Consider the following 23,888-nt stretch of genomic DNA (forward strand, 5'->3'; position numbering starts at 1 on the left):
GGCGATCTCACCGCGCGCCTCGGCCAGCGGCTTGCCCTGCTCGAGGGTCATCAGGCGCGCCAGATCCTCCTGGTGCGCCAGCATCAGGTCGGCCCAGCGGCGCAGGATCGCGGCACGGTCGCGCGCCGTTCGTGCGCGCCAGGCCGGCATGTCGCGCAACACCGTGCTGCACGCCTATGCCTGCGTGCAGGACGAACGCATCGCGCGGCCTTCGAGGTGCTGTCGAAATGCTTGCGCTGAGTGAAGGACACATGCGACGCGAGCACAGCTCGAGCGTCGCAGCCGCTACAGCCGGCCCTCGGGTGTTCATGGTGGAATGAACGCCTATGATCGCCGCCTTTGGGATTGCCGCGACGTCTTTGCTGCAATTGGTCGCTGAGCTTCGAGCGCACGGACTACAGGCTCGAAACGCCGGTTCGTGATCGACGCCACCAGCGCCTTCATCAACCGATCGACTCGCTCGTCAGCGGCCTCAACCGTGTGCCATTACTCGGTAAACGCCGTCTGGGTGGCGCCGGCGTCGAGGTTCAGCGTCGACAGCCAGCGGTAGTAGGCAATGCTCCACGAGGTCTTGCCGGGGTAGCGGATGTCGTGGCGCAGCAAGAAGCCCTTGAGTTGGTGCCGGGCCTGGACACGGCTGTTGACTTCGCGCGCGCGCCAAGTCGCGGATCGCTCCGTCGCCAAGCTCGGGTATGCACACCGCACTGAACTGGCCGGCGCGGGAGCACTCGGCCAATTGAATGCAGTCACGTCCATCGGCTTGACTCGGTCGCCCGGACGCCGCGGGATCTGCGAAGGGGCAATGATCTCGCAGAGGTAGCCCCTTTCCTTCAAGGCGCGTTGCAGCCCCAGGCCGGTCGGTCCAGCCTCATACACGGTGTGCAACTGCTCGGCGGATCCGATCTTGGTCAACACCTTCAGAAGCTTGTTCAGATCGTGCGCCACCTAGCCAATCAACGGTGCCAGTGCTCGACCCAACTCGGCCGCGCCAACACTGATGTTGTCCTTATGGAAATCCAGGCCCACGCGAAACTTGGCACGCTCTTTCATGGTCGGTCTTATATGGATGCCTCCCGGGTAGCAAGAAGAATTCATGTCGTGCTGCGAAGAAGTCGGCTGCGTCCTTATATCCGGCCTTGCTTGCGAGGTTCGCCTGGTTTCCCGGCTCGCCCGCTGGCCCCCATGCATATCCGCTGACAAGCGCCTCATCTCCTATGGCGGACTTTTTATGTCCGACCGACCATGCAGGTTTAGCTCGTCCCGGTCTGACCTGTTTCACATCACTTCACTCGTTGCTGCCTCACTGCCCTTGCGAAGACCGATCCATATCCTTTCTTTCGTTGGTTGATGAATTGGCTGTCCTGACGTCAGGCCGTTTGCGGCCTGAGGCTTTGAAAGCCCCTTTGGTAATCCTGCTGCTTGGCCGTCACGGCCCAGATCGTTCGGGCCATCTTGGCGGCCTGTGCCACGATCACCACGTTGGCTGGCCTGCGACTCTTGAGCCCCTCAAGCCACGCCCCAGGCTCCTTGGCATGTATCAGCACACTTCTGGCGCCGTGAATGAGCAAGGTACGCATGTACGTGTCACCCCGCTTGGAGATGTTGCCCAGGCGCACCTTGCCGCCCGTGCCAGTTTGTGAGGGCACCAGGCCCAGCCAGGCGCAGAACTCTCGTCCTGACCTAAAGGCGATGGCCTCGCCCATGGTGGCAATGGCCGCGGTCGCCGTCAGCAGGCCCACGCCTGGAATCTGCGCAATGCGCTGCATGTCCGAATCGGCCTTGAGTTGGAGCGCCAGGCGCTTCTCTATCGTCTGCATGTCCTGGCTCAATACCTTGATGCGCTCGACTTGCTCGTGCAGGCTGTCCCTGACCGTTTGAGGCAACTGTGGCGAGAGCTCTTCCAGAGCCTGCTCGACGTCCTTGAACAGGGCATTGCGGCCCTTGGCGAAGGTGGCGCCGAATTCATACAGCAGCCCACGCAGAGCGTTGGTTTGCATGGTGCGCATCTTCATCAGGAGTTCGCGCTGGCGATGCAGCGTGAGCGTGGCTTGCTGGACCGCGGTCTTGATGCCAACGAATTTCACGCCAGGCTGCTGCACGGCAAGCCAGATCGCACGAGCATCGGTGGCATCGGTCTTGTTGCCCGAGACGAAGGGCCGCACCGCCTTGGCGTGCAGCAGGCGCACCGTGTGGCCCAGCACCATCAATTCGCGCGCCCAGTGGTGGCCGCCCCCGCAGGCTTCGATGGCGATGAGGCAGGGCTGGCGATTGGCAAAGTGCGCGATGACCTTGGCGCGCCTGAGCTGCACGTTGATGACCTCGCCCGTGCCCATGTCCACCGTGTGCAGCTGAAAGACGTGCTTGGCAATGTCCAGGCCGACGACCTGCCGGCCGTTCATGGTGCCGATGATTTGTCCTGCATTCATGCCTGTACTACGATTCATGACTGGACCCTCTGCGGTGTTTGTGAAGACCTCGGTCTATCACGCCTTGGGCACTTTGATGCCGTATCCAGCAGAGGGTCCACCCCGCTCGCGCTGGGCTTGATCTCTGCGAGCAACGACCGTCCTGACTCCCCTTCGGGAGGGAGGCATCCATAGCATCTCCTTGTGTTGCTAACGACGAAAGCCACAGCATGTAGCTCTACACGCCTCGGCGTTCAATCTACGACGTTGGAGACCGCCCGCTTACGCTGGGACGGCGACCATCATGTCTTATATGGACACCCGCCGTTGTGCAAGTGGATGTGGCGATGAAGGCAATCGGGTACTGGATGCAGTCTTGCATTCGGCCTTGGATGCAGGCTCCGCCTGCGGGCCCTGATGGAATTCGCCAAGAACTGCCTCATCTAGTCGCCGCGCTTTGAGCGCAAGACATTATTCAGGTTTGAGTTCTTGCGGTCCGACCTGTCGTGCCATCACTTCATCATCAACCTGCGCAACCTTCGGTGCACTCTCATCGAACTAGGTCATTTGCGCCTGTGGCCGGGTTCTGATGTAACCCGCTTGGTAGGCTTGACCATGAGCGAGAATCGCCCACGCGGTTCGTGCCATCTTGTTGTCCAATGCGACGACCGCGACATTGGCATGACGCCGCTTGCTCAGTTCCTCTGCCCAGGGATTCGGCTTGCTCGATCTGAACAACACCGATCTGGCGCCATGAATCAGCAGGGTGCGCAGGTAGGGATCCCCGCGTTTGCTGATCGTGCCCAGCTGAATCTTGCCGCCGGTTCCGCGCTGCCGCGGCACCAGCCCTTATGAACGATGCCAGCTCACGCCCCGACTTGAAGGTGCGTATGTCACCCACGGTGGCGACCAATGCGCTGGCAGTCAAGGGGCCTATGCCCGGGATCGCCAACAACGAACGTCAACTGGCTTCCTGTTTCGGCCAGGCTGCTATTCTTTTCTCGAGAATCGAAATCTGTTCGTCCAAGCTGTGAACGCGCGCGCGTTGCTCTTGCAACACGTCCATCGGCACACCGGGCACTTGACCCTCAATGTCAGTCATTCGGTTCTGCAGCTCGGCCAAACCTGCCCGCCTGCCGGTTCTCAACGTCACGCCAAACTCGTAGAGCAGACTGCGCAGCTGATAGATCTGCATCGTCCGGAACTTGGTCAGTTGAGTGCGCACTCGGTGCAGCCCCAGCACCGCTTGCTGTTCTTCACTCTTGACCGCCCCCGTACGCATGCCAGGCTGCTGAACAGCAGTCCAAATCGCCCGGGCATCAGCAGCATCGGTCTTATTGGTTTGCACAAAAGGTCGAATGAACTTCGCGTGCAGCAACACCGCTTCGTGGCCAAGCGCGCGGATCTTGCGCGCCCACCAATGCCCACTGCCACACGCCTCCTAAGTGCGACCTGCCCTGGAGAGCCCTTCGACAAGAACTCGATCAGGTCTGTCCGGCTGAAGCGTCGATTCACGATCTCTCCGGTGTCGACATCGACCCAGTGCATCTGAAATACGCGCTTTGCAATATCCAGACCATACGTCGTACGATTCATTTCGGACCCTCTGTTCCTGAGGTGGTGGATGGAGATGCCACTTTGGCACCGTTCGGTCCCGGGGTGCCTCTATCCTCGCCCATCCCGCCCCGAGGGGCGGCGGGTGTCCATCCCATCTATTTGCAGATGCTCCGGATCTTATTCAGTTCGATCACTGCGTTTTTGAACCCATACTCGTGATTGTCACTTACGTAGTAATACACCATATTGTTTGGAAGAAGGACAAGGCCGATGCCGCCGAATCCGGACATAAAGGGAATCCACTTCGCATTTGGGCAGACAGCCGCGTCTGAATCCTGGCTGCCCGCGTCCCAAGCCCAGAAGCCGTGCAGATACTTGTAACTGGCGGCGCCGGCGGTCAGACCGTGGCTGCTGGTTCTTTGCATGGCTTCGTTGTAGAGGGTGCTGTCGAGCATCTGCGCACCGGCGATGGACGCGTTGTTCTTGTTCAGAAATTCACCGATCTTGACCATGTCGTCATGGTGAAAGGTGAGGCCATAGCCGGTAAAGGGATGGGCGACGCTGTCGACGACACGGGTGGAGGTCCAAGTGGTTGGGCTCATTTTCAGCGGCTTCCACAGCTCGGTCACCAGCATATCGCGGTAGTAGTCCTTGGTATCGCCTTCCCAATGTTTATAGATCATGTTGAGAGCGGAGCCGAGCAGAAAGGTGTCGGAGGTGTGATAGACCCAGGTTGTTCCAGGCGTGGACATCCTGGAGTAGCTGCAGGCATGAGTGGCTTTCTGGCTGTACGTATTGACGCTGAAGAAATTGCTGTATGCGTTTGCGGAGCGTTCGTCCACCTCATAGCCGGCACTCGCATAGTTGCCCGTCGCCATGTCCAGCGTATTCAGTAGTGTTACTTCCCTCCATTGGTTGCCGGAACACGGCCCTACTGTCGCTTGTATGGTCATCGCGCTCTGAACACCTTCATACTTCTTCTCAATCCGCATCAGGCCAATGGCCCCAGCTACCGATTTGGCCAGCGAGTAGGAGGGCAGGTCCATGACATCGCAAAACGGATAGGTTCCATAGCGTGTTTCGCAGCCGCCGACGTAGTTGATGCCGTCAGTGGCAACTCCCCAGAGGCTCCTGGCAGAAAGGGATTGTTCGCTGCCGATATTTGCTGGCACGATTCCAGAGGCGGGGAAATCAGTGGCTAACTGATCGATTGGCCTGGTCGGCATGCGTGCGGCGACTTCGTTCTGGTAGGCGGTGATTGTTTCGGCGGCTTTGTCGATGGTTTGTGGCGTGTAGCTAGCCGCCGCAAGGCCCCACATATTGAATTTGAAGTACTGGCATGTCTCGCCAGCGATCTGGTAGGCGACTTTGCTGACACTGCCGTCAGACTTGAAGAGAAAGCTCATCACCCCGTTATGGGTGCAGTTCGCGCCTTTTTCCTGCAGGGAAAAAGGCATAGCTGCGCGGGCGTAGCCTTGATCGTTCGTTTCCCTCCAAACCCGACCCGGTTCTAGGATGTAGGACCAATTTGGATGAGTGGTGCTGATCAAGCCGCGCGCGACGGGGACGATGTGCGTTCCGCTCTGAACGAACTGAAAAGAAAAGGCGGGTAGGTGGCCCGGATCCTGGTAAAAAACGGCACGCGAGGTGCCCTGTTCACTGAAGCTACCAGTGGCGCCGAGGTTATTTAGCGTCAGCGTGCCCTCGAAAGTTTGGCCGGGGTTGGCTGCGTTCGTTGGAACGGCAAAGGCGCCATAGTCGACTAAGCTGGTGGAGCTACCCATCAAGGTGGCGTAGCTGAGATTGGCGGCGGTGCGGGCGACCGCGCCGGTACCTGACAAAGGCGCATAAAGAGGCGCATAAATTTCGAAGTTATCAACCTGTCCTCCAGTTCCGCGGGCACTCAGCGCCCCAGCCACGCATGCGGCGGCGCACAGCGTTTTTAGAAGTTGAAGGCTTGTCATTATTTGTTTCCGATTTGGATTTTTGGATTGCCTAAAGATGACTCAATAGTCGTCCCTGCAATTCGCCTGTAACCCTCATGAATGCTCACGTCCCGGCGTCAATCCTGCTGCCGTATCCCCTGAGATCCAGCGGCCTCAGAAGCGGGCGGCGATCGTGCCGTCGGCTCCGATGTTGTTGGTCTCCAGAGCGAACTTGCCGGTCAGGCTCTCGGCCACCTGCTTGCCGCCGCGTACGCCGAATACCGACGGCGCGTTGGGGCCGGACATCACGTCCGGGTTGACGGTCTTGGTGTGGCGGCCGCGCGGTCGCTGGCTTCCTTCTCGACGCCCTTGTTTGACCAGCTCGTCGAAGGCCGGGTTCGAGTAGTTCGACAGGTTGAACACGGTCGGCTTCTCGGTGCGGAACAGACCGATCAGCCAGTCCGACGGCGTGGCGTAGGCCGGCCACCAGGCCATTGAGATCATGTTCGGCGCCGACAACGACGGGGTGTTCAGCTTGGCGTCGTGGGCCCACATGCTCGACGGGGTGGGGATGATGCCCTTGCCGCCTCGACCAATCCCTCGTGTGCGTAACCCATTGGGGTGCCATGCCCCAACGGCTCAATGGAGCTTCACGCGCGGGCGGGTGCGGCGCGTGAAGAAGTGCCCGAGCATGTTGAGCACGACCCGTGCCGCGCCATGCAGCACGTGCTGGTGCATCTGGTAGAGCGACAGGTACATCACCCACGCCAAATACCCGTCCAGCCACAGCGTGCCCCCCTTCAGGCTGCCCATCAGGTTGCCCACCGTGCTGTAGCGCCCCAGCGAGACCAACGAGCCGAAGTCGCGGTAGTGCCAAGGCTTGAGCGGCCGGCCGCGCAGCCGGCGCGCCAGGGCATCGGCCACATGCGTGGCCTGCTGGTGCGCGGCTTGCGCGCGCGGCGGCACGGTGGCCGGCTCGCGGCCCAGCCATGGGCAGGCGGCACAGTCGCCAACGGCGAACACGTGATCGTCCTGCGTGGTCTGCAGCGTCGGCAGCACCTTCAGCTGGTTCAATGCATTGGTTTCCAATCCCAGCCCGGCCAGGAATGCCGGCGCGCGGATGCCCGCGGCCCACACCACCAGCTCGGCATCGATGCGCCGGCCGTCGGCCAGCTGCACGCCCTGCCCGTCCACCGCGGCGACGCGGGCGCCGGTGTGCACGGTCACGTGCTGGGCCTGCAACTGCCGCAGGGCACCGGCCGACAGCCGCTCTGGCAGCGCCGGCAGCACACGCGGGCCGGCCTCGATGAGGTGGATGCCGATGTGCCGCGCATGGTCGAGCCGATCGAGGCCGTAGCTGATCAGCTCGCGCGTCGTGCGCTGCAGCTCGGCGGCCAGTTCCACGCCAGTGGCACCGGCGCCGATGATGGCCACCTTCAACTGCCAGGGCGCCAGCGGCGAGCTCTGTGCATGGGCGCGGATGCAGGCGTTGACCAGCCGACGGTGGAAGCGCTCGGCATCGGCCGGTGTCTCCAGCGCCACCGCGTGTTCGCGCACGCCGGGCGTGCCGAAGTCGTTGGTCTGGCTGCCGACCGCGATGACCAGCGTGTTGTACGGGAACTCGCGCGCCGGTGTCACCGGCCGGCCGTGCTCATCGAGATGCGGCGCCACCTGCACGACACGGCGGTCGCGGTCCAGCCAGGTCATCTCGCCGATGCGGTCGGTGAAGCCATGCCAGTGCGCCTGCGCCATGTAGCTCAGCTCGTGCAGGCCGAGGTTCATGCTGCCGGCGGCAATCTCGTGGAGGTGGGGCTTCCAGAAGTGGGTGCGGTTGCGGTCGATGAGCGTGACGTGGGCAAGGCCGCGGCGGCCCAGGCGATTGCCCAGCCGCGTCGCCAGCTCCAGGCCACCGGCGCCCCCCCCAACCACTACGATGCGATGCACGGGGCTGGCCATCGCGTCAGGGGTACAGGCCGCGTTCCTGCCGCGCCGTCAGGATGCGCGAGCAGGCCACAACGAAGGCCGCCGTGCGCAGCCCGATGCAGTGCGTGTCAGCCGTGTGCCAGATGTGCCGGAAGGCATCGAGGATGATCTTGTCCAGTCGCTGGTTGATCGCCTCCTCGGTCCAGAAGAAACTGGAAAAGTCTTGCACCCATTCGAAGTACGACACCGTGACACCGCCGGCATTGCAGATCACGTCGGGCACCACGGTGACGCCGCGCTCGGCCAAGATGTCATCGGCCCGCGGCACGGTTGGCCCGTTGGCGCCCTCGAGCACCAGCCGCGCGGCCAGGCGCCCGGCCCGCTCCGCGGTCAATTGACCTTCCAGCGCGGCCGGAATCAGCACCTCTGTGGGTACGTCCCAGAAGGCATCGTCGCCCAGCACCTCGGCGCCCGCAAAAGCGTGCACGCCGCCATGCTGTGCCACGTGGGCCTGTAGCGCCGCCACGTCCAGGCCGCCGGGCTGGTAGACGGTGCCGGTGTGGTCCTGCGCTGCGACGATGCGCGCGCCGGCCTGCGCGAACAGTTCAGCCGCCACGCCGCCGACATTGCCGAAGCCCTGCACCGCGACGCACGCGCCGGCCAGCTCGATGCCCAACCGCTGCATCGCCTCGCGGCCGGTGACGAACACGCCTCGGCCGGTGGCCTTGACGCGGCCCAGCGAGCCGCCCAGGTGCAGCGGCTTGCCAGTGACCACGCCGGTAGCGGTGGCGCCGGTGTTCATCGAGTAGGTGTCCATCATCCACGCCATGACCTGTGCGTTGGTGTTGACGTCGGGCGCCGGGATGTCCTGCTGCGGCCCGATAATGATGCCGATCTCGCTGGTGTAGCGCCGCGTGATGCGCTCCAGCTCCTTGATGGACAACCCCTTCGGGTCGACGCGGATGCCGCCCTTGGCGCCGCCGTACGGCAGGTTCACGGCCGCGTTCTTCACCGTCATCCACGCCGACAGCGCCATCACCTCTTCGAGCGTCACATCGGGGTGGTAGCGCACGCCGCCCTTGCCGGGCCCGCGCGACAGGTTGTGCTGCACGCGGTAGCCCTCGAAGTGGGCCACCGCGCCGTTGTCCAGCTCGACCGGGATGTCGACGATCAGCGCACGCTTGGGGCGCTTGAGCGTCTCGGCCCAGCGCGCCAGCGGGCCGAGGTACGGCACGACGCGGTCGACCTGCGTGAGGTAAGTGCCCCAGGGGCTGACGCCCGTGGGCTGGACATAGGACAGCGTGCCTTTAACGTCGTTGGCGTCGGCCAGTTCGGTGGAGGTGGTGCGGTGGTTCATCGGATGCGGCTCACAGGCCCGCCAGGGCCACGTATTTGGTGACGAGGTAGTCGTCGATCAGCTCGGCGCTCTCGGCACGGGCGGCGTAGAAGGTCTGCTGCACCGCGACGCCACGCGGCGTGGCCTCGTCCTTGCGACGGCGCCAGTCGGGGTTGTTCGGCGGCACGCGGTCTGCATCGGCGGCCTGCGGGGCGGCAAGGTGGGTGGTCGACATGTAGACGCCAGTTGTTCGCCGGCGCGCGGGCAAAAAAGCGCCCGCCGGCTGCGTACCGCAGTGGTACGCCGGATCAACGACCTCAAGAACGGTCCGCAAGCCGATTTACTCCGCACCACCTTGCAATGAACAGGGCATAGACCGCCGTCACGCGCTGCAGGCTCTCGATCGATACCCATTCGTCGACGCCGTGAATGCTCTCGCCGGTGGGCCCGTAGCAAGTCGACGGGATCTTTCCGTAGAGGTGAAAGAACTTCACGTCGGTCGTTGCCGTGAAGGCGGTTGTTCCGGGCTGGGCCTCCAGCAGGTCCTGGTGGCACTGCATCAAGGTGGAGATCACGGGCGCTTCCATGTCAACCACGACGCCCTCGGATTGAAATCCAGCGTAGACCACCTCGTACCGGACGTTAGCGGCGCGCGGATGCCGGGCATGCGCTGCCTTCAGCAATGCTTCGATCTCGGCCTGCACCTCAACGACAGGCCGCCCCGGGTAGTAGCCGATTCGCAGGTCCGCGCGGCAATGGGTGGGCACCGATGAGGTCCACTCGCCGCCCGCCAGCCGGCCAAGGTTGAAGTTGATCGGGTGCGCATGCTCGCAATACATCGGATGGCGCGCTTCGGGCTGGTTCCACTGCCGCTCCAGGGCGCGCAGTTCGTCGACCAGGTATTGGGCGAACTCGGTCGCGGCAATGCCCTCCTGTGCACGCGACGCATGCACGGGCACGCCAAAGACTTCGATCGCCATCCACATCACGCCGATCTGGGCAGTCATGACGCATTCCTGGCTAGGCTCAGGGATCAGTGCCGCATCCGCCGTGTAGCCGGCGACCAGGCAGGCCAGCGCGCCGTTGCCGGTGCACTCCTCCTCGATTACAGACTGCAGGTAGAGCGGCGCTGCCGGTTCGAAGCCAAGCTGGCGCAACGCCTTGAACGCCATCGTGTAGGCGACGATGCCCGCCTTCATGTCGGCAGCACCACGCCCGTAGACGCGATCGCCGACAATGCGTGGCTCGAAGGGCGGCGTCGCCCACAGCTGCGGATGGCCGATCGGCACCACGTCGATGTGTCCGTTCAGGATCAGCGAGCGACCGGTTGTGGCGCCACGCGGTCTGTGCACGCCCACCACGTTGCGTCGGCCGTGGTATGAAATGAGCGAAGGCGAGTAGCCCGGATGCTGCTGGATCTTCGATTCATCGATCTCGAACTCATCGACCTTCAGCCCGAGTTGACCAAACTTGCGCGCCATCACGGCCTGCGCCGGGGCTTCATCTCCGAGCAACGACGCATGCGCCACCAGTTCGCACAGCATGTCGACGGACTCCCCTTTCAAGCTGCGGACGGCGCCCAGGATCTGCTGTTCATTCAAGGTGCTTGAGGTCAAGGTGCTTGAGGTCAAGGTGCTCATAGTGTTCCTCCATCGCGCTGGCGCGCATTCACAATTACTCGCCGCGCGCCGGCAGCGTCAGCGGTCCCAACTCACGCAAGCTTCGCGAATCGGCCGGCGGGTTCGCGTAGCACGGGAAATCGACACGCGTATCGCGAAAGGACTTCAGCATCTGGCCCAGCCCGTTGATCCCGCGCCTACGGGACGCGCGAACCCGCTCCAGGTCGAGCGTCACCGGAATGACCTCGTTGTGCTCGCCGGCCTGGTGGATGACCTCGCCTTCGGGCCCGACAATGATCGAGCGGCCGTTGCCAAGCTCCCCCGCATTGTTGATGTCCACAAAGTAGCACTGGTTCACGATGGCGTTCGCCTGCGCCAGCACCAGCTCCTGGGCACGATCGGTGGTGCTGGTGAGCGTGGGATGCAGGATGACTTCCGCCCCTTTCCACGCGAGAGCTCGGGCCACTTCCGGAAACCATTGGTCGTAGCAGATCGACAGGCCGAAGCGCCCGACCTCCGGCACGTCGAACACCACGCATTCCCTGCCATGGGTGACGCCGGCTTCGTAAGGCAGAAACGGATAGATCTTGCGATAGCGGGCAACGGTGATGCCCGCTGGGTCGATCGCGATGGCGGTGTTGTAGATGCGGTCACCTTCCCGTTCGTACAGCGATCCGGGCACGAGCCAGATGCCGAGCTTTCGGGCGAGCGCCTGATAACGCGCCTCGGTCGGTCCCGGCAATGGCTCGGCGCTGCCGAGCGCCGAGCCGAACGAGGCAAGTTCAGGCAACAGGACCATCTGCACCCATGGAAAGCGCTTCACCGTCGACGCGATTTCGCGCTCGATGCGGTCTCGATTGTCCCCGGGCGCCAGGGCGAGTTGCAGGCCCGCGATAGAGAAAGGCTTCAAAATAGGGTCTCCAGGAATCGACTCGCGCGGTCGGGGTCGTCACACGATCGAATCGTGCAGCGCACGGCTGTACGGGTGCTCGGGACGGGTATAGAACTGCTGCGCGGAAGCGACTTCCACCAAGTCGCCCGCGCGCATGACCGCGATCCGGTGCGAGACGTAGCGGGTCGCCGCGAGGTCGTGCGAAATGAACAGTGCGGCGAAGCGGTGCTGCTGTTGCAGGCCGCGGATCAGATTCAGGATCTGGCTCTGCACCGAGACGTCGAGCGCGCTCACTGCCTCGTCGAACACGATAAACCGTGGGCTCGTGATCAGCGCCCGTGCGATCGCCATGCGCTGGCGCTGCCCGCCCGACAACTCGCCCGGGTAGCGGGCAGCGAGCTCGCCGTCGAGGCCGACCTCGGCGAGCATGGCGGCGACCCGGCGCTGTCGCTCGGCGCGGTCGCCGAGTCTCTGGATCAGCAACGGCTCGGCAATCGAGGCGCCGCAGCGCAGGCGAGGGTTCAATGCCCACTCCGGATGCTGGAAGACCACCGACAGCGCGCCCTGTCGCCGCACGACGGGATCGAACGGCTTGCCTTCGAACAGAAAAGTCCCGAAGGTGGGCCGCACGAGACCGAGCATGATCCTCCCCAGCGTTGTCTTGCCCGATCCGGATTCGCCGACCAGGCCGACCGTTTCGCCCGGGGCGATGTCGAGGTCGACCCGATTGACGGCGGGTACGGCGATGCGGTGCCAAGGCGGACCCTTGCGGTAGGTGACACCGAGTCCACGCAACTGGACGGTAGGTTGGGCGGTGACCATCACGTCGCTTCCAAGGGCTCGGCAGGAACAGTGTTGCTGTCGAGCGCAAAGTGGCACGCGACGACCCGTCCTTGCAGGTTGACGTCAGCCGGGCGCTGGCTGTGACAGATCGGCTGCGCACGCGCGCAACGCGCCGCGAATGCGCAATTGGTTGATCGCTGATGCAGCACGGGCGGCACTCCGGGAATAGGTTGAAGCTGGCCACCAGGGCCTTCGTTGCCGGCCGCAGCCCGCACCAACGCCTGCGTGTAGGGGTGACGGGGCGCGGCGAAGACCTGGCGGCTCTCGCCTGACTCAACGACGCGGCCGCCATACATGACGAGGATGCGCGCGCAGCGCCGGGCGACCATCCGCAAATCGTGGCTCGTGATCACCAAGCTGGCGCCAGTGTCGCGGCCGAGCGCCATAAGCAAGTCGAGTATCGCGCCCGTGATGGAGGCATCGAGGGACGCGGTCGGTTCGTCGGCGATCACGACCGCGGGGTTGCGCGCGATCGCCAGGGCGATCACCACCCGCTGCGCCATGCCGCCGGACAATTCGTGTGGGAAGCAGGCCGCCACCCTGGCGGGATCGCTCAGGCTCGCTTTCGCGAGCAGTTCGATGATGCGGGCCGACCCGGCAGGCAAGTTCAGCGCGAGGGCGATCTGGCGGCCAATGCGCATCGTCGGGTCCAGTGCCAACATCGGGTTTTGGAACACGAAACCGAGCCGGTCGCGTCGGACGGCGCGCAGTTGCGCGTCCGTGCAGCGCAGAATCGAACGGCCTTCAACCAAGACGTCGCCGCCGTCGAAGGATGCATTCGGAGCCAGCAAGCGGCCGATGGTCATGCCCAGTGTGGACTTGCCTGACCCGCTTTCCCCGACGATGCCGATCGTCTCGTCGGCGGCGATCGCAAGGCTCACGCCATCGAGTGCGCAAATCGACCTGTCGCCCGACGCGTACGACACTACGAGATCCCGGATTTCAACACGTTTCGTCATGTCAGTGGCCTCCCACGCAGGGGCTCCAAACCATCCCGGATAGCGTCGCCAAGCAAGTTGACGGATGCGATCGCTAACGCCAGCACGACGCCGGGGATCAATACCAGCCATGGCGCCACCGTTAGGTAGACGCTCCCGAGTCGGAGCAGCGAGCCGAGCGACGCGCTCGGCGGTTGCACGCCCAACCCGAGGAAGCTCAGGCCGCTCTCGATCAGCATGCCGACCGACAGCGCGTAGGTCAGCTGGACGATGGCTGCGCCCATGACGTTCGGCAGGATGTGCACCACCATCACGCGCATCGTCGACGCGCCGGCGATGACCGACGAGACGACGAATTCGCGCTCCCCTACTGTGAGCGACACTGAACGAATCACGCGAATGAACAGCGGCAGCGTCGCCGTGGAGATCACGACGATGGCAGATGTGCTGCCCGGGCCAATCACGGCGGCGGCGAGCAAGCCGAACAGCAGCGCCGGAAAGGCGAACAGCACGTCCGCGCAGCGCGCGATCACACTGTCGACGGCCCCGCCCAGATAGCCGGCGGCGATACCCAGGAAAGCGCCGATGACTGCGGTGATGACCACCGCGATCGAGGACAGCAGGAAGGTCGCACCAATGCCTTCGACCACGCGTGGCAGATAGTCCCGGCCGAGTTCGTCGGTGCCGAAGAGGAACTGTGCAGTCGGCGCGCCGAGCCGTACACCCGCGCCGATCGCCGTCGGATCCCCAAGCGGCAGGTGGGGGCCGAAGACGCCGAGAAACAGGAACAGCGCGAGCAGGCACGCACCGAGCAGGCCAAGCCGGTCACCCCCCAGGACGCGCAGCGCAGCGCGGCTAGACAGTAGCTTCACGTGCTGGCCCTCTTGGCGCCAATGCGTGGGTCGATCAGCGCATACGCCACGTCCGCGAGCATGTTGAGCGAGATGAAGGCAAATGACGCCACCAGCACACCAGCCTGCACCACCGCGTAGTCGCGGCTCTCGAGCGAACTGAAGATGTAGTACCCGACACCGGGGATCGAGAACAGGATCTCGGCGATGATCGCGCCACCGAGCAGGAAGCCGAAATAGGTAGCAGTCACGGTGACGATCGGGATAGCCGCGTTGCGCAGGATGTGGTGCCGCACGATCTGGTTCGGCGTCTCGCCACGGGCCACCGCTGCCAGAATATGTCCCTCGGTCATCACCCTCAGGACCGCATCCCGGGTGGTCCGCAGGATGAGGGCGATGCCGAAGATGCTGAGGGAAGCGGTGGGCAGCACGACGGATCGCAGGTTTTCCCAAGGGTCCTGCAACAGCGGAACGAAGCCGCCTACCTTCAGGCCCAGCGACCAGCGCGAGAACAGGAAGATCAGAGCGCTGCCGAGCACGAACTCGGGCACGCTGGCGCCGAGTGCACCCACCAGCCGCCCCGCCCCCCCTGTTCCGCTGGCACTCGATCGAATCCCGCTGGCGATCCCGAGCGGAAAGCCGATGCCAAGCGCGAACGCCAGCGTCAGCACTGCGATTTCAGCTGTGACTGGCAGCCGACGGAGCAGCTCGTCGATCACGGGGCTCTTGTTCACCATTGAAACGCCGAAGTCGCCGCGCATCAGCGCCGTGAGCCACTTGAAGAACTGGATGGGCACAGGTTGATCGAGTCCGTATTTGGCGCCGATCATCGAGCGCGCCTCCGGCGTGGCGAAGGGTCCGAGAAGGACATCGGCGTAGCCGCCGGGCAGCAGGCGAAGCGCGACGAAGACCATCAGAGCGACCCCGAGCATCGTGATGACCGCGATCCCGAGCCTCGGCGCAAGGAAGGGAATCAGACGCGCGCTCGCTGCTCGAACGCGAGCAAGCTGCCGATTCCGTGGGTGTGCTGGCGCAATCATCGCTTCGAGCCGAACTCGGCCACATACTGGAACGTGTTCGAGGAGCCGGACACCGGGTCGAGCCGGATGTCCATGGTGTCGCCTCGATGCACGATGAAGTCCACCTTGGTGACCAGCGCGAGGATGTTCGCTCCATCGTCGATCATGCGGCACAGCTCGGCCAGCTGGGCGTCGCGCTCGGCGCCTTCAGGGGCACTCTTCGTCTTGTCGAGCAAGTCGGCCAGCGCCGGGACATACTCTTGGAACACCGCGTTCCACACCGCGTACTTCGGGTTCCACCAGGCCACCGCCATGCTCGGGTCGCTGTATCCTGCCAGCCACGATACCGAGGTATCGAACTCGCCCTTGGTGAAGGTCTTGTTGAGGTATTCGGCCGCGGGCATCTGCTGGATCTTGATGTTGATGCCGACCTGCCTCACGTTCTGCTGGATCACCTGCGCAATGCGTGCGTAGATCGGGTCCGCGGTGGACGCAATCACCTCGACATCTACGCTCGGTTTGCCGGCCGCGGCCATCAGCCTCTTCGCCTTTTCCAACCGCGCCGCGCGGGGCAGCTTGTAGGTATCGAGGTCCCTGCAGGCGTTCTTGCCGAAGGCGCCGGGCACCGGGTAGTCGGGTCTTGAGGCGCCTGCAAACACGATGTTCGCGATCGCATCGCGGTCGATCGCCAGATTCATCGCTTGGCGAACCCGCTTGTCTTTGAAGGCCGATTTGTCCGATAGCGCGTTGATGTCGAGACGGTAGTAGTTGCTCGTCGCCTGTGTGTCGACGACCAGGCGCTTGTCACCGGCCACCAGGCGGCCAATGTCCGGATTGGAAAACGTCGAGTAATCGATCCGGCCGTCGCGCAACGCCGCCACGCGCGCCCCTTCGTCCGGGATGATCAACACATTCAGAGTGTCGACCTTCGGATAGCCCTTGCGCCAGTAGTACGGGTTGCGCACAAGGGTCCAGCTTTCCTTGGGCCTGTAAGCGCTGACCATGAACGGGCCGGAGCCCATGAGCTGCTTGGATGGATCGTAGCTGCCCTCCTTCAGCTCCTTGATCGGGATGATCGCCGCTGTAATGTGGGCAAGCGCCGGGAGGAAGGCAGTGTGCGGCTTTTCAAGCTCCACCCGGACAGTGTGTTCGTCGGGCGCGGACATGGACTTGATGACGCCGAATTGGCGGGACCAGTACGACGAGATCTTACTGCTCGCCTTCTTCGCGTCGTCTTCGCTCTTTGCCGCCGCCACGCCGACCGCATTCATCTCCACACCCGTGATGCGCTCAAGGCTGCCGATCACGTCGGCTGCGACAACCGGACGGCCGTTGGACCATTTCGCGTCTCCGCGCAGCGTGAGCGTATAGCTGGTCGGCGACGTCTGTTTCCAGCTCTCGGCCAGACCAGGACGAAGCCTCATGTCCTTGTCAGTCGTGAGCAGCGTCTCATAAACCATCTCGTATATCTGCCACGAGTTCACGGTGCCCGCGACGTGGACGTCCATGCTGTCCACGTCGCCGCCGGCGCCCCAGCTAAGCGCCTTTTGCGCCAGCACCGTGCAGGGGGCGAAGAGGATGGCGGCGGCGATCAAGGTCGCCGCGCCGCGCTTGCCACAGGCGAGCAGATGAATCTTCATGGGGAACACTCCTTTTAGCGGGTCGCCGGGTTCGCGCCAGCGCGCGGTTCGACTGTCATGTCAGTGCCGTGCAATTATGTTATTTGCATATCTTAATGTCAACAAGTGTTGTTTGACTAACATTCCGGTGCCGACAGGCGCATACTGGCTGCCTACGCGCGCCGCGCGAGAGGATGATTACGTGCTGACTTTTGACGAGTACCGCAGCCACGATGCGATCGGCCTGGCCGAACGGGTGGCCAGGGGCGACATCACCCCCGACGAATTGCTGCAAACGGCCATCGATCGCGCCGAATCAGTAAACCCGCTGATCGGCGCCCTGTCCCAGACGCACTACGATCTGGCACGCGCGGCGATCCGAAACGGGCTGCCGGACGGCCCGTTCAGGGGCGTTCCGTTCCTGCTGAAGGACATCTCCGTGCAGCTCGCCGGGACGACGACGAGCAATTGCAGTAAGCTTTTTGCCGACAGCGTGGCGCCTGCGGACTCGACGCTGGTCGAGCGTTACAAGCGGGCGGGCCTCGTGATCTTCGGCAAGACCAACACCCCGGAAATGGGCCTTGCTGCTTCCACCGAGACTGCGCTCCATGGGATTACGCGGAATCCGTGGAATCACGAGCACAGCTCGGGGGGATCATCGGGCGGTGCCGGCGCCGCGGTCGCTGTCGGCATCGTGCCGGCAGCCCAGGGCAGCGACGGCGGCGGCTCGATCCGCATCCCGGCGTCTTGCTGCGGCCTGTTCGGGCTGAAGCCGACCCGTGCCCGCACGCCGCTGGGCCCGGTGATCGGTGAAAGCTGGGGCAGCATGGGCGTCGCTCACGTCCTCACGCGGAGCGTGCGTGACAGTGCCGCACTGCTGGACGCGACCCAGGGCGCCGCGCCGGGCGACCCTTATGCCGCCCCTCCGGTCGCGCGCAAGTACCTCAGCGAGGTCGGGGCCGACCCGGGCCGGCTGCGCGTGGCGCTGCAACTGGCACCGCTCTCCGGCTCCCCGGTCGATACGGAGTGCATCGTTGCAGCCCGGAGCGCGGCGCAGTTGGTCTCGAGCCTCGGGCACATCGTCGAGGAGGCACAACTGCCCGGGAACATGGAAGAGCTGGGAACCGCTTCCTGGGCGCTGGTGGCCACCGGCGTGAGCGGCGCCCTGCACCGACAGGCAGCGGTGCTGGGACGCGCACTACGCGAAGACGATGTCGAACCCGTGACGTGGCGCGCTGTTCGCCATGCAGCCACGTTCTCCGCGCTGGACCATGCGGACGCGCTGCTCAAGATCCACCAGCACGGCCGCCGCATGGCGGCGTTCCACGAGCGCTACGACATCGTGCTCAGTCCGACCCTGGCTCAGGTCGCCGTGCCACTCGGCCCGCTGAGCATGAGCAATCCCGAGCTCGAAGCGTACACTCGGACACATATGCGTTTTACCCCGTTCTGCAACCTCTTCAACATGAGCGGCGCGCCCAGCATGTCGGTGCCGCTGCACTGGACCCCGGACGGCTTGCCGGTGGGCGTGATGTTCAGTGCGGCGTTCGGTCGGGAAGACCTGCTGTTTCGACTCGCTGGCCAACTGGAACAGGCGCAGCCTTGGTTCGACCATGTCCCCGCGCCAGTCTGATCGGAGCGCGGGCAGCGCCGCGAAGACGGCCGCGAAACGGGCGGCGCGCGGGCGTGGCGTAGGCGGGACGCTCAGCGACCGCATAGCCGGGGCCTACCCGGACATGACACCTTCGTCCCGCAGGATCGCAAGCTACATGCTGGCCAACGAGCACCTGCTGCCGTTCGAACACGCTGCTGCGATTGCGGACAAGGTGGGCGTCAGCGCGATGACAGTCAGCCGGTTCCTGCGCTCGCTCGGGTATCTAGGCTTCGATCAACTGAAAAACGAATTGCGCGGCACCGCCACCACTCCCGGCCTGCTGGTCAGCGACCGGCTCGACCGCATCCGCGGCAACGACCGCGATGGTGTCGCGCTGCACGACAACCTCCAGCTCGAAGTGAACGCACTGATCGCGGTGTACGAGCTGGTCGGCACACCATTGTGGAACCAGACCGTCGCGCGGCTCGTCACGAGCGACCAGGTGTTCGTCGCGGGCTTCCAGACCTTGGGCGGCCTTGCGGCCGATTTCGCGGCCCGGTTGCAGTACTTGCGCCCCGGGGTCAGTATGCTCGATGGCCGCGACGGCACCTTCGCGGAGTTGTTCGCTGGCAGCGCGAAACGTCCATGCCTGGTGCTGTTCGAAATGCGTCGCTACACAAAGTTCAGCCAGTTGCTGGGGCAGCAGTGCCGCCAGCAGGGTGTCCCGCTCGTGATAATTTGCGACACCCACTGCCACTGGGCTCGCGACTGCACCGACGCGGTCTTCACCGTCAATACCGAGAGCAACCTGTTCTGGGACGCGCAGGCGCCTTACTTGAGCCTCACCAATTTGATGCTCGACCAGGTGGCCTGCAAGCTAAGGCACCGCACCGCCGACCGGCTGAAGGCTCTTCGCGCGTTGCAGGACTCGTTCGGCATGTTCGTCGACTGATTCGCGCGCGGTGAACGCCACGCGGGCTTGAGTTGGGTTTTTTCGAACCGCTGATCGCGGGGAAGTTCGACCTTCATGCGATCAACCCGCAAGCCCCGCAACCCACTAGATTCAACAGAGCCCCAAGATCTTGTCGTAGGAAATTTGGTTGCCGCCGGCCAACTTGTCGTTCATCACCACCATGACATGGTGAAATTCAGAGCCCTTGACGACCTGGTGGGTGGCAAGCACAGAGTTCTCCGCAAGGTAGGTGCGGTACTTTTGGAGTTGATTCCAAATCAGATCCCCGACGGGCAGTGCCCGGTCATTGAGAAGGTGACTTGCTATTCAGAAGTTCCCGCAGCCAGATCGCAACCCTCGTTGAGCGTCAGGGAAAAGCGCCAACTACGGATTTGGGATCGGGCAATTTCGTGACGTACCTTTCATTCAGCGCAAGCATCCCAGCAGCAACTCGAACGCCGGCGCAATGTGCTCCTCCTGCACGCAGGCGTATCCCAACAGCAGGCCGCGCGGCGTGCCCCCTCGCGCGTAGTAACGCGACAGCGGCCGCGTCAGGACGCCGCGCTGTTGCGCCTGCTGCGTGACGGCCACGTCATCGCTGCCGTCGGGCAGGCGCAGCACCAGGTGCAGCCCCGCATTGCTCGACTGCGCATCAAGGTAGGCCGGCCCGAGCCGCTCGCCGATGAGTTCGGCCAGCAGCGCGCGCCGCCGCGCATACAGCACCCGCATGCGCCGGATGTGAGCGGCGTAGTGACCTTGGTCGATCAGTTCGGCCAGCGCAGCCTGCGTGATTGCGTGCCCCTCGCGGTAGAGATCGGCATGGGCGGTGCGAAACGGCTCGGCCAGCGCTTTCGGAAGCACCATGTAGCCCACGCGCAGGCCCGGAAACAGCGTCTTGCTGAAAGTTCCGACGTAGATCACTGGGCTCTCGGCCTCCAGCCCCTGCATTGCGGGAATCGGACGGCCGGCGAAACGGAACTCGCTGTCGTAGTCGTCCTCCACGATCCAGCTGCTCGATGCGCGCGCGAAGTCCAGCAACTCGCGCCGCCGCGCCAGGCTCATGACCGAACCCAGCGGGTACTGGTGCGACGGCGTGACGAAGATCAGCCGCGGCGGCTGCCCTCCGCGCGGCCAGGCAGCAGACCCCGCCTCGACGCGCAGCGGCCGCACGCGTGCTGAGCCCATCTGCAGCACTTTGTGGAAGCCCCAATAGCCCGGCTCCTCGACCCACACGGTGTCCCGTGGGTCGACCAGCATGCGCAGGGTCATGTCGATCGCCTGGTGCACACCTTCGGTCACCAGCACCTGGTCTGGATCGCAGCGCACCGAGCGTGCCACGCGCAGGTGCTCGGCAATGGCGGCACGCAGCGCCGGATGGCCGCCGCCATGCGAATAGGTCAGCAGCTCCGGAGCCGGTGCGCGCCACAGTCGCGTGAGTATGCGACTGAAGGTGCGGTGCGGGAACTGCGTCACGTCGGGCACACCGGGCATGAAGGCTCCCCATTGCTGCGGAGCCGCCGAGGCGTTGGCCAGCAGCGCCTGCGCGCGCTTCGCCAGGCGCACCGGTGAGCTGGCGGCGGGCTCGGTGCTGCGTGCGAGGCCCGCGCTGAGGAGGCTGTCTGGCGTGGTCTCGGCGACGAAGGTGCCGCTGCCGACGCGCGAATGCAGGTAGCCCTCGGCCTGCAGCTGCGCATAGGCGTGCAGCACGGTGTTGCGCGACATGCCGGTCTCCCGCGCGAGGTCGCGCGAAGCCGGCAGCGCACTCGACGGCGGCAGGCTGCCGTCGAGGATCGCCTCGCGCAGGCAGTCGTAGAGCCGGCGGTTCAGCGCGGTGCGGACGTCGGCCGCGAGGCGCTGCAGCACCAGGTCGGCGCAGATCGATTTCATACTTGGCTCTTTGTATTGGCACCACCAAACAAACGAAATTGGATCTTTCAATTGGTGCCAATTCGACATTCAATCAGATCTTCAGCAATCACTCCACTTTCTTGACCATGACCACCAACAGTGAACTCCGTGACCGACGCCTTGCAGCCACGCCGCGCGGTGTCGGCGTGATGTGCGACTTTTTTGCCCAACGAGGCGAGAACGCCAGCCTCTGGGACGTCGAAGGCCGCGAGTTCATCGACTTCGCAGCCGGCATCGCCGTGCTCAACACTGGGCACCGACATCCGCGCGTCGAGGCAGCCATCGCCGCGCAACTGGCGCGCTTCACCCACACGGCCTACCAGATCGTCCCGTACGAGAGTGTCGTGACCCTGGCCGAGCGGCTGAACAAGCTGGCGCCGATCAGCGGTCCGGTGAAGACGGCCTTCTTCACGACCGGCGCCGAGGCGGTCGAGAACGCCATCAAGATCGCCCGCGCCCACACCGGGCGGCCGGGCGTGATCGCCTTCGGCGGCGGCTTCCATGGCCGCACGCTGATGGGCCTGGCGCTGACCGGCAAGGTGGCGCCGTACAAGGTCGGCTTCGGCCCGTTCCCGGGCGACGTGTTCCACGTGCCGTTCCCGAGCACGCAGCAGGGCGTGACCGCGGCCGACTCGCTGGCCGCCATCGCGCAGCTGTTCAAGACCGACATCGACCCGCAGCGCGTGGCGGCGATCATCATCGAGCCGGTGCAGGGCGAGGGTGGCTTCAATGTCGCGCCAACCGAGCTCATGAAGGGCCTGCGCGCGCTCTGCGATGCGCACGGCATCGTGCTGATTGCCGACGAGATCCAGACCGGCTTCGGACGCACCGGACGCCTGTTCGCGATGCTGCATCACGGCGTCGAGCCCGACCTGATCACCATGGCCAAGAGCCTCGCCGGCGGCATGCCGCTGTCGGCCGTCGCCGGCCGCGCGGCGATCATGGACGCTCCCGCGCCCGGCGGCCTGGGCGGCACCTACGCGGGCAATCCGCTGGCGGTGGCTTCGGCCCATGCGGTGCTCGACGTGATCGAGGACGAACAGCTCTGCGGCCGCGCCGACGCGCTCGGCCGTCGGCTGGTGGCGCGCCTGCTGGCGGCGAAGGAATCGAACCAGGGCATTTCCGATGTGCGCGCGCAGGGTGCCATGGTCGCGATCGAACTGCGCGACCCCGCGACTGGCGGGCCCGATCCCGAGGCCGTGCGGCGCGTGCAGGCACGCGCGCTGGCGCAGGGCCTGTTGCTTCTGAGCTGCGGCATGCACGGCAACGTGATCCGCTTTCTGTTTCCGCTGACCATTCCCGATGCGCTGTTCGAGCGTGCGCTGACGATCCTCGATGGCGCGTTGCAGGCATGAGCAGCTTGCGCGACCTCGGGCTCAGCCGCCCGCAACTGCTAAAGAACGCCTGCCTGATCGATGGCCAGTGGGTGCCCGCCGATGACGAAGGCACCCTCGAGGTCCGCGACCCGGCCAATGGGGAACTGCTCGGCCTGGTGCCGAACATGGGCCGCATCGAAGCCGGGCGTGCCATCGCCGGCGCCGAGGCCGCGCTGCCGGCCTGGCGCGCACGAACGGCGCGCGACCGTGCCGCGATCCTGCGCCGCTGGGCCGACCTGATGCTGGCGCACCAGGAGGATCTGGCGCGCCTGATGACCCTCGAGCAGGGCAAGCCGCTGGCCGAGGCGCGCGGTGAGATCGCCGCGTTCGCGCTCGGCGCGCTGGCGCAGGAGGCGGGCATCCCGCCCGGCGTGCTGCAGATCCTGGTCGGCGACGTCGCCGCGATCGGCGCCGCGCTGTGCGAGAGCGACACGGTGCGCAAGCTCAGCTTCACCGGCTCGACCGGCGTCGGCCGTCTGCTGATGCAGCAGTGTTCGCCGACCATCAAGAAGCTGTCTCTCGAGCTCGGCGGCAATGCGCCCTTGATCGTCTTCGACGACGCTGACCTGGACCGCGCGGTCACGGGCATCATGGCCTCGAAGTTCCGCAACATGGGCCAGACCTGCGTGTGTGCCAACCGAATCTACGTGCAAGCCGGCGTCTATGACGAGCTGGCTCGCCGGCTCGTGAAGGCTGTCGAGGCGCTGCGCGTAGGCAATGGCCTGGAACCGGGCGTCACGCAGGGCCCATTGATCGACGGGCGCGCCATCACCAAGGTGCGCCAGCACATCGACGATGCGCTGACCCAGGGCGCGAAATTGCAGACCGGCGGCAGTGGCCATCCGCTCGGCGGAAACTTCTTCGAGCCCACGGTGCTGACCGGCATGACGCAATCGATGCGCGTCGCGGGCGAGGAAACCTTCGGGCCGGTGGCGCCGCTGTTCCGCTTCGAGACCGAGGACGGCGCCATTGCGATGGCCAATGCCACGGTGTTCGGGCTCGCCGCCTATGTCTTCACCGAGGACAGGCGCCGCATCCGGCGCGTCAGCGAGTCGCTCGAGACCGGCATGGTGGGCGTCAACACCGGGCTGATCTCGAACGAGGTCGCGCCCTTCGGCGGCGTCAAGCAGT

Annotated in this window: 19 protein-coding genes and 2 pseudogenes; 4 read left to right on the forward strand and 17 right to left on the reverse strand. The window is 64.6% G+C overall.

What is annotated here, in order from left to right; genetic code table 11:
* The 16 genes and pseudogenes from AC1D3B_RS35250 to AC1D3B_RS35325 form a co-directional block, all read right to left on the reverse strand.
* Positions 1 to 156 (reverse strand): annotated as a pseudogene (locus tag AC1D3B_RS35250) (aldehyde dehydrogenase family protein); the annotation flags it as partial.
* 330 nt (positions 157 to 486) lie between these two features.
* The gene (locus AC1D3B_RS35255) at positions 487 to 945 is read right to left on the reverse strand and encodes a hypothetical protein (protein WP_478195308.1); all 459 of its coding nucleotides are present in this window, start codon (positions 943 to 945) and stop codon (positions 487 to 489) included.
* A gap of 422 nt (positions 946 to 1,367) precedes the next feature.
* Positions 1,368 to 2,399 (reverse strand): IS110 family RNA-guided transposase, encoded by a 1,032-nt coding sequence (locus AC1D3B_RS35260; RefSeq protein WP_478195325.1) that lies wholly within the window; start codon positions 2,397 to 2,399, stop codon positions 1,368 to 1,370.
* 564 nt (positions 2,400 to 2,963) lie between these two features.
* Positions 2,964 to 4,001 (reverse strand): annotated as a pseudogene (locus tag AC1D3B_RS35265) (IS110 family RNA-guided transposase).
* Between the two features lie 116 nt (positions 4,002 to 4,117).
* Positions 4,118 to 5,926 (reverse strand): serine hydrolase domain-containing protein, encoded by a 1,809-nt coding sequence (locus tag AC1D3B_RS35270; protein ID WP_478195309.1) that lies wholly within the window; start codon positions 5,924 to 5,926, stop codon positions 4,118 to 4,120.
* 135 nt (positions 5,927 to 6,061) lie between these two features.
* Complete coding sequence (locus tag AC1D3B_RS35275; protein ID WP_478195310.1) at positions 6,062 to 6,442, reverse strand: hypothetical protein; 381 nt, start codon at positions 6,440 to 6,442, stop codon at positions 6,062 to 6,064.
* 84 nt (positions 6,443 to 6,526) lie between these two features.
* Entirely contained in the window at positions 6,527 to 7,843 is a 1,317-nt protein-coding gene (locus tag AC1D3B_RS35280) for an NAD(P)/FAD-dependent oxidoreductase (RefSeq protein ID WP_478195311.1), read from the reverse strand.
* 4 nt (positions 7,844 to 7,847) lie between these two features.
* On the reverse strand, positions 7,848 to 9,167 hold the full coding sequence (locus tag AC1D3B_RS35285) for a Glu/Leu/Phe/Val family dehydrogenase (RefSeq protein WP_478195312.1): 1,320 nt from the start codon (positions 9,165 to 9,167) through the stop codon (positions 7,848 to 7,850).
* A 10-nt stretch (positions 9,168 to 9,177) separates the two neighbouring features.
* Positions 9,178 to 9,381, reverse strand: coding sequence for a hypothetical protein (locus AC1D3B_RS35290; RefSeq protein ID WP_478195313.1), 204 nt, complete (start codon positions 9,379 to 9,381; stop codon positions 9,178 to 9,180).
* 82 nt (positions 9,382 to 9,463) lie between these two features.
* The gene (locus AC1D3B_RS35295; protein WP_478195314.1) at positions 9,464 to 10,786 is read right to left on the reverse strand and encodes a M20 family metallopeptidase; all 1,323 of its coding nucleotides are present in this window, start codon (positions 10,784 to 10,786) and stop codon (positions 9,464 to 9,466) included.
* Positions 10,787 to 10,820: 34 nt separating this feature from the next.
* Positions 10,821 to 11,675, reverse strand: a complete 855-nt coding sequence (locus AC1D3B_RS35300) for a carbon-nitrogen hydrolase family protein (protein ID WP_478195315.1) — start codon at positions 11,673 to 11,675, stop codon at positions 10,821 to 10,823.
* Between the two features lie 39 nt (positions 11,676 to 11,714).
* A complete protein-coding gene (locus AC1D3B_RS35305) occupies positions 11,715 to 12,479 on the reverse strand; it encodes an ATP-binding cassette domain-containing protein (protein ID WP_478195316.1) in 765 nt (254 codons plus the stop codon).
* Positions 12,479 to 13,459, reverse strand: a complete 981-nt coding sequence (locus tag AC1D3B_RS35310; protein ID WP_478195317.1) for an ABC transporter ATP-binding protein — start codon at positions 13,457 to 13,459, stop codon at positions 12,479 to 12,481. Before AC1D3B_RS35310 ends, AC1D3B_RS35305 begins: the two co-directional genes overlap by 1 nt.
* Positions 13,456 to 14,310 carry an ABC transporter permease gene (locus tag AC1D3B_RS35315; RefSeq protein WP_478090063.1) on the reverse strand — a complete coding sequence of 285 codons (855 nt, stop codon included), beginning with the start codon at positions 14,308 to 14,310 and terminating at the stop codon, positions 13,456 to 13,458. Before AC1D3B_RS35315 ends, AC1D3B_RS35310 begins: the two co-directional genes overlap by 4 nt.
* Entirely contained in the window at positions 14,307 to 15,329 is a 1,023-nt protein-coding gene (locus tag AC1D3B_RS35320) for an ABC transporter permease (RefSeq protein ID WP_478195318.1), read from the reverse strand. Before AC1D3B_RS35320 ends, AC1D3B_RS35315 begins: the two co-directional genes overlap by 4 nt.
* A complete protein-coding gene (locus AC1D3B_RS35325) occupies positions 15,326 to 16,948 on the reverse strand; it encodes an ABC transporter substrate-binding protein (protein WP_478195319.1) in 1,623 nt (540 codons plus the stop codon). Before AC1D3B_RS35325 ends, AC1D3B_RS35320 begins: the two co-directional genes overlap by 4 nt.
* Positions 16,949 to 17,129: 181 nt before the next feature.
* Between AC1D3B_RS35325 and AC1D3B_RS35330 the strand changes: the two genes are divergently transcribed.
* The gene (locus tag AC1D3B_RS35330; RefSeq protein ID WP_478195320.1) at positions 17,130 to 18,560 is read left to right on the forward strand and encodes an amidase; all 1,431 of its coding nucleotides are present in this window, start codon (positions 17,130 to 17,132) and stop codon (positions 18,558 to 18,560) included.
* On the forward strand, positions 18,541 to 19,473 hold the full coding sequence (locus tag AC1D3B_RS35335) for a MurR/RpiR family transcriptional regulator (protein WP_478195321.1): 933 nt from the start codon (positions 18,541 to 18,543) through the stop codon (positions 19,471 to 19,473). Before AC1D3B_RS35330 ends, AC1D3B_RS35335 begins: the two co-directional genes overlap by 20 nt.
* A gap of 426 nt (positions 19,474 to 19,899) precedes the next feature.
* On the opposite strand, the gene pdxR is transcribed toward AC1D3B_RS35335, so the two are convergent.
* Positions 19,900 to 21,360, reverse strand: a complete 1,461-nt coding sequence (gene pdxR, locus AC1D3B_RS35340) for a MocR-like pyridoxine biosynthesis transcription factor PdxR (RefSeq protein ID WP_478195322.1) — start codon at positions 21,358 to 21,360, stop codon at positions 19,900 to 19,902.
* Positions 21,361 to 21,467: 107 nt separating this feature from the next.
* On the opposite strand from pdxR, the gene AC1D3B_RS35345 reads away from it, so the two are divergent.
* A complete protein-coding gene (locus tag AC1D3B_RS35345; RefSeq protein WP_478195323.1) occupies positions 21,468 to 22,736 on the forward strand; it encodes a 4-aminobutyrate--2-oxoglutarate transaminase in 1,269 nt (422 codons plus the stop codon).
* Positions 22,733 to 23,888, forward strand: a 1,156-nt coding sequence (locus AC1D3B_RS35350) for an NAD-dependent succinate-semialdehyde dehydrogenase (RefSeq protein WP_478195324.1), incomplete at its 3' end; no start/stop codon positions are given. The genes AC1D3B_RS35345 and AC1D3B_RS35350, both read left to right, overlap by 4 nt.

Source organism: Variovorax sp. P5_A3 (assembly GCF_056400665.1).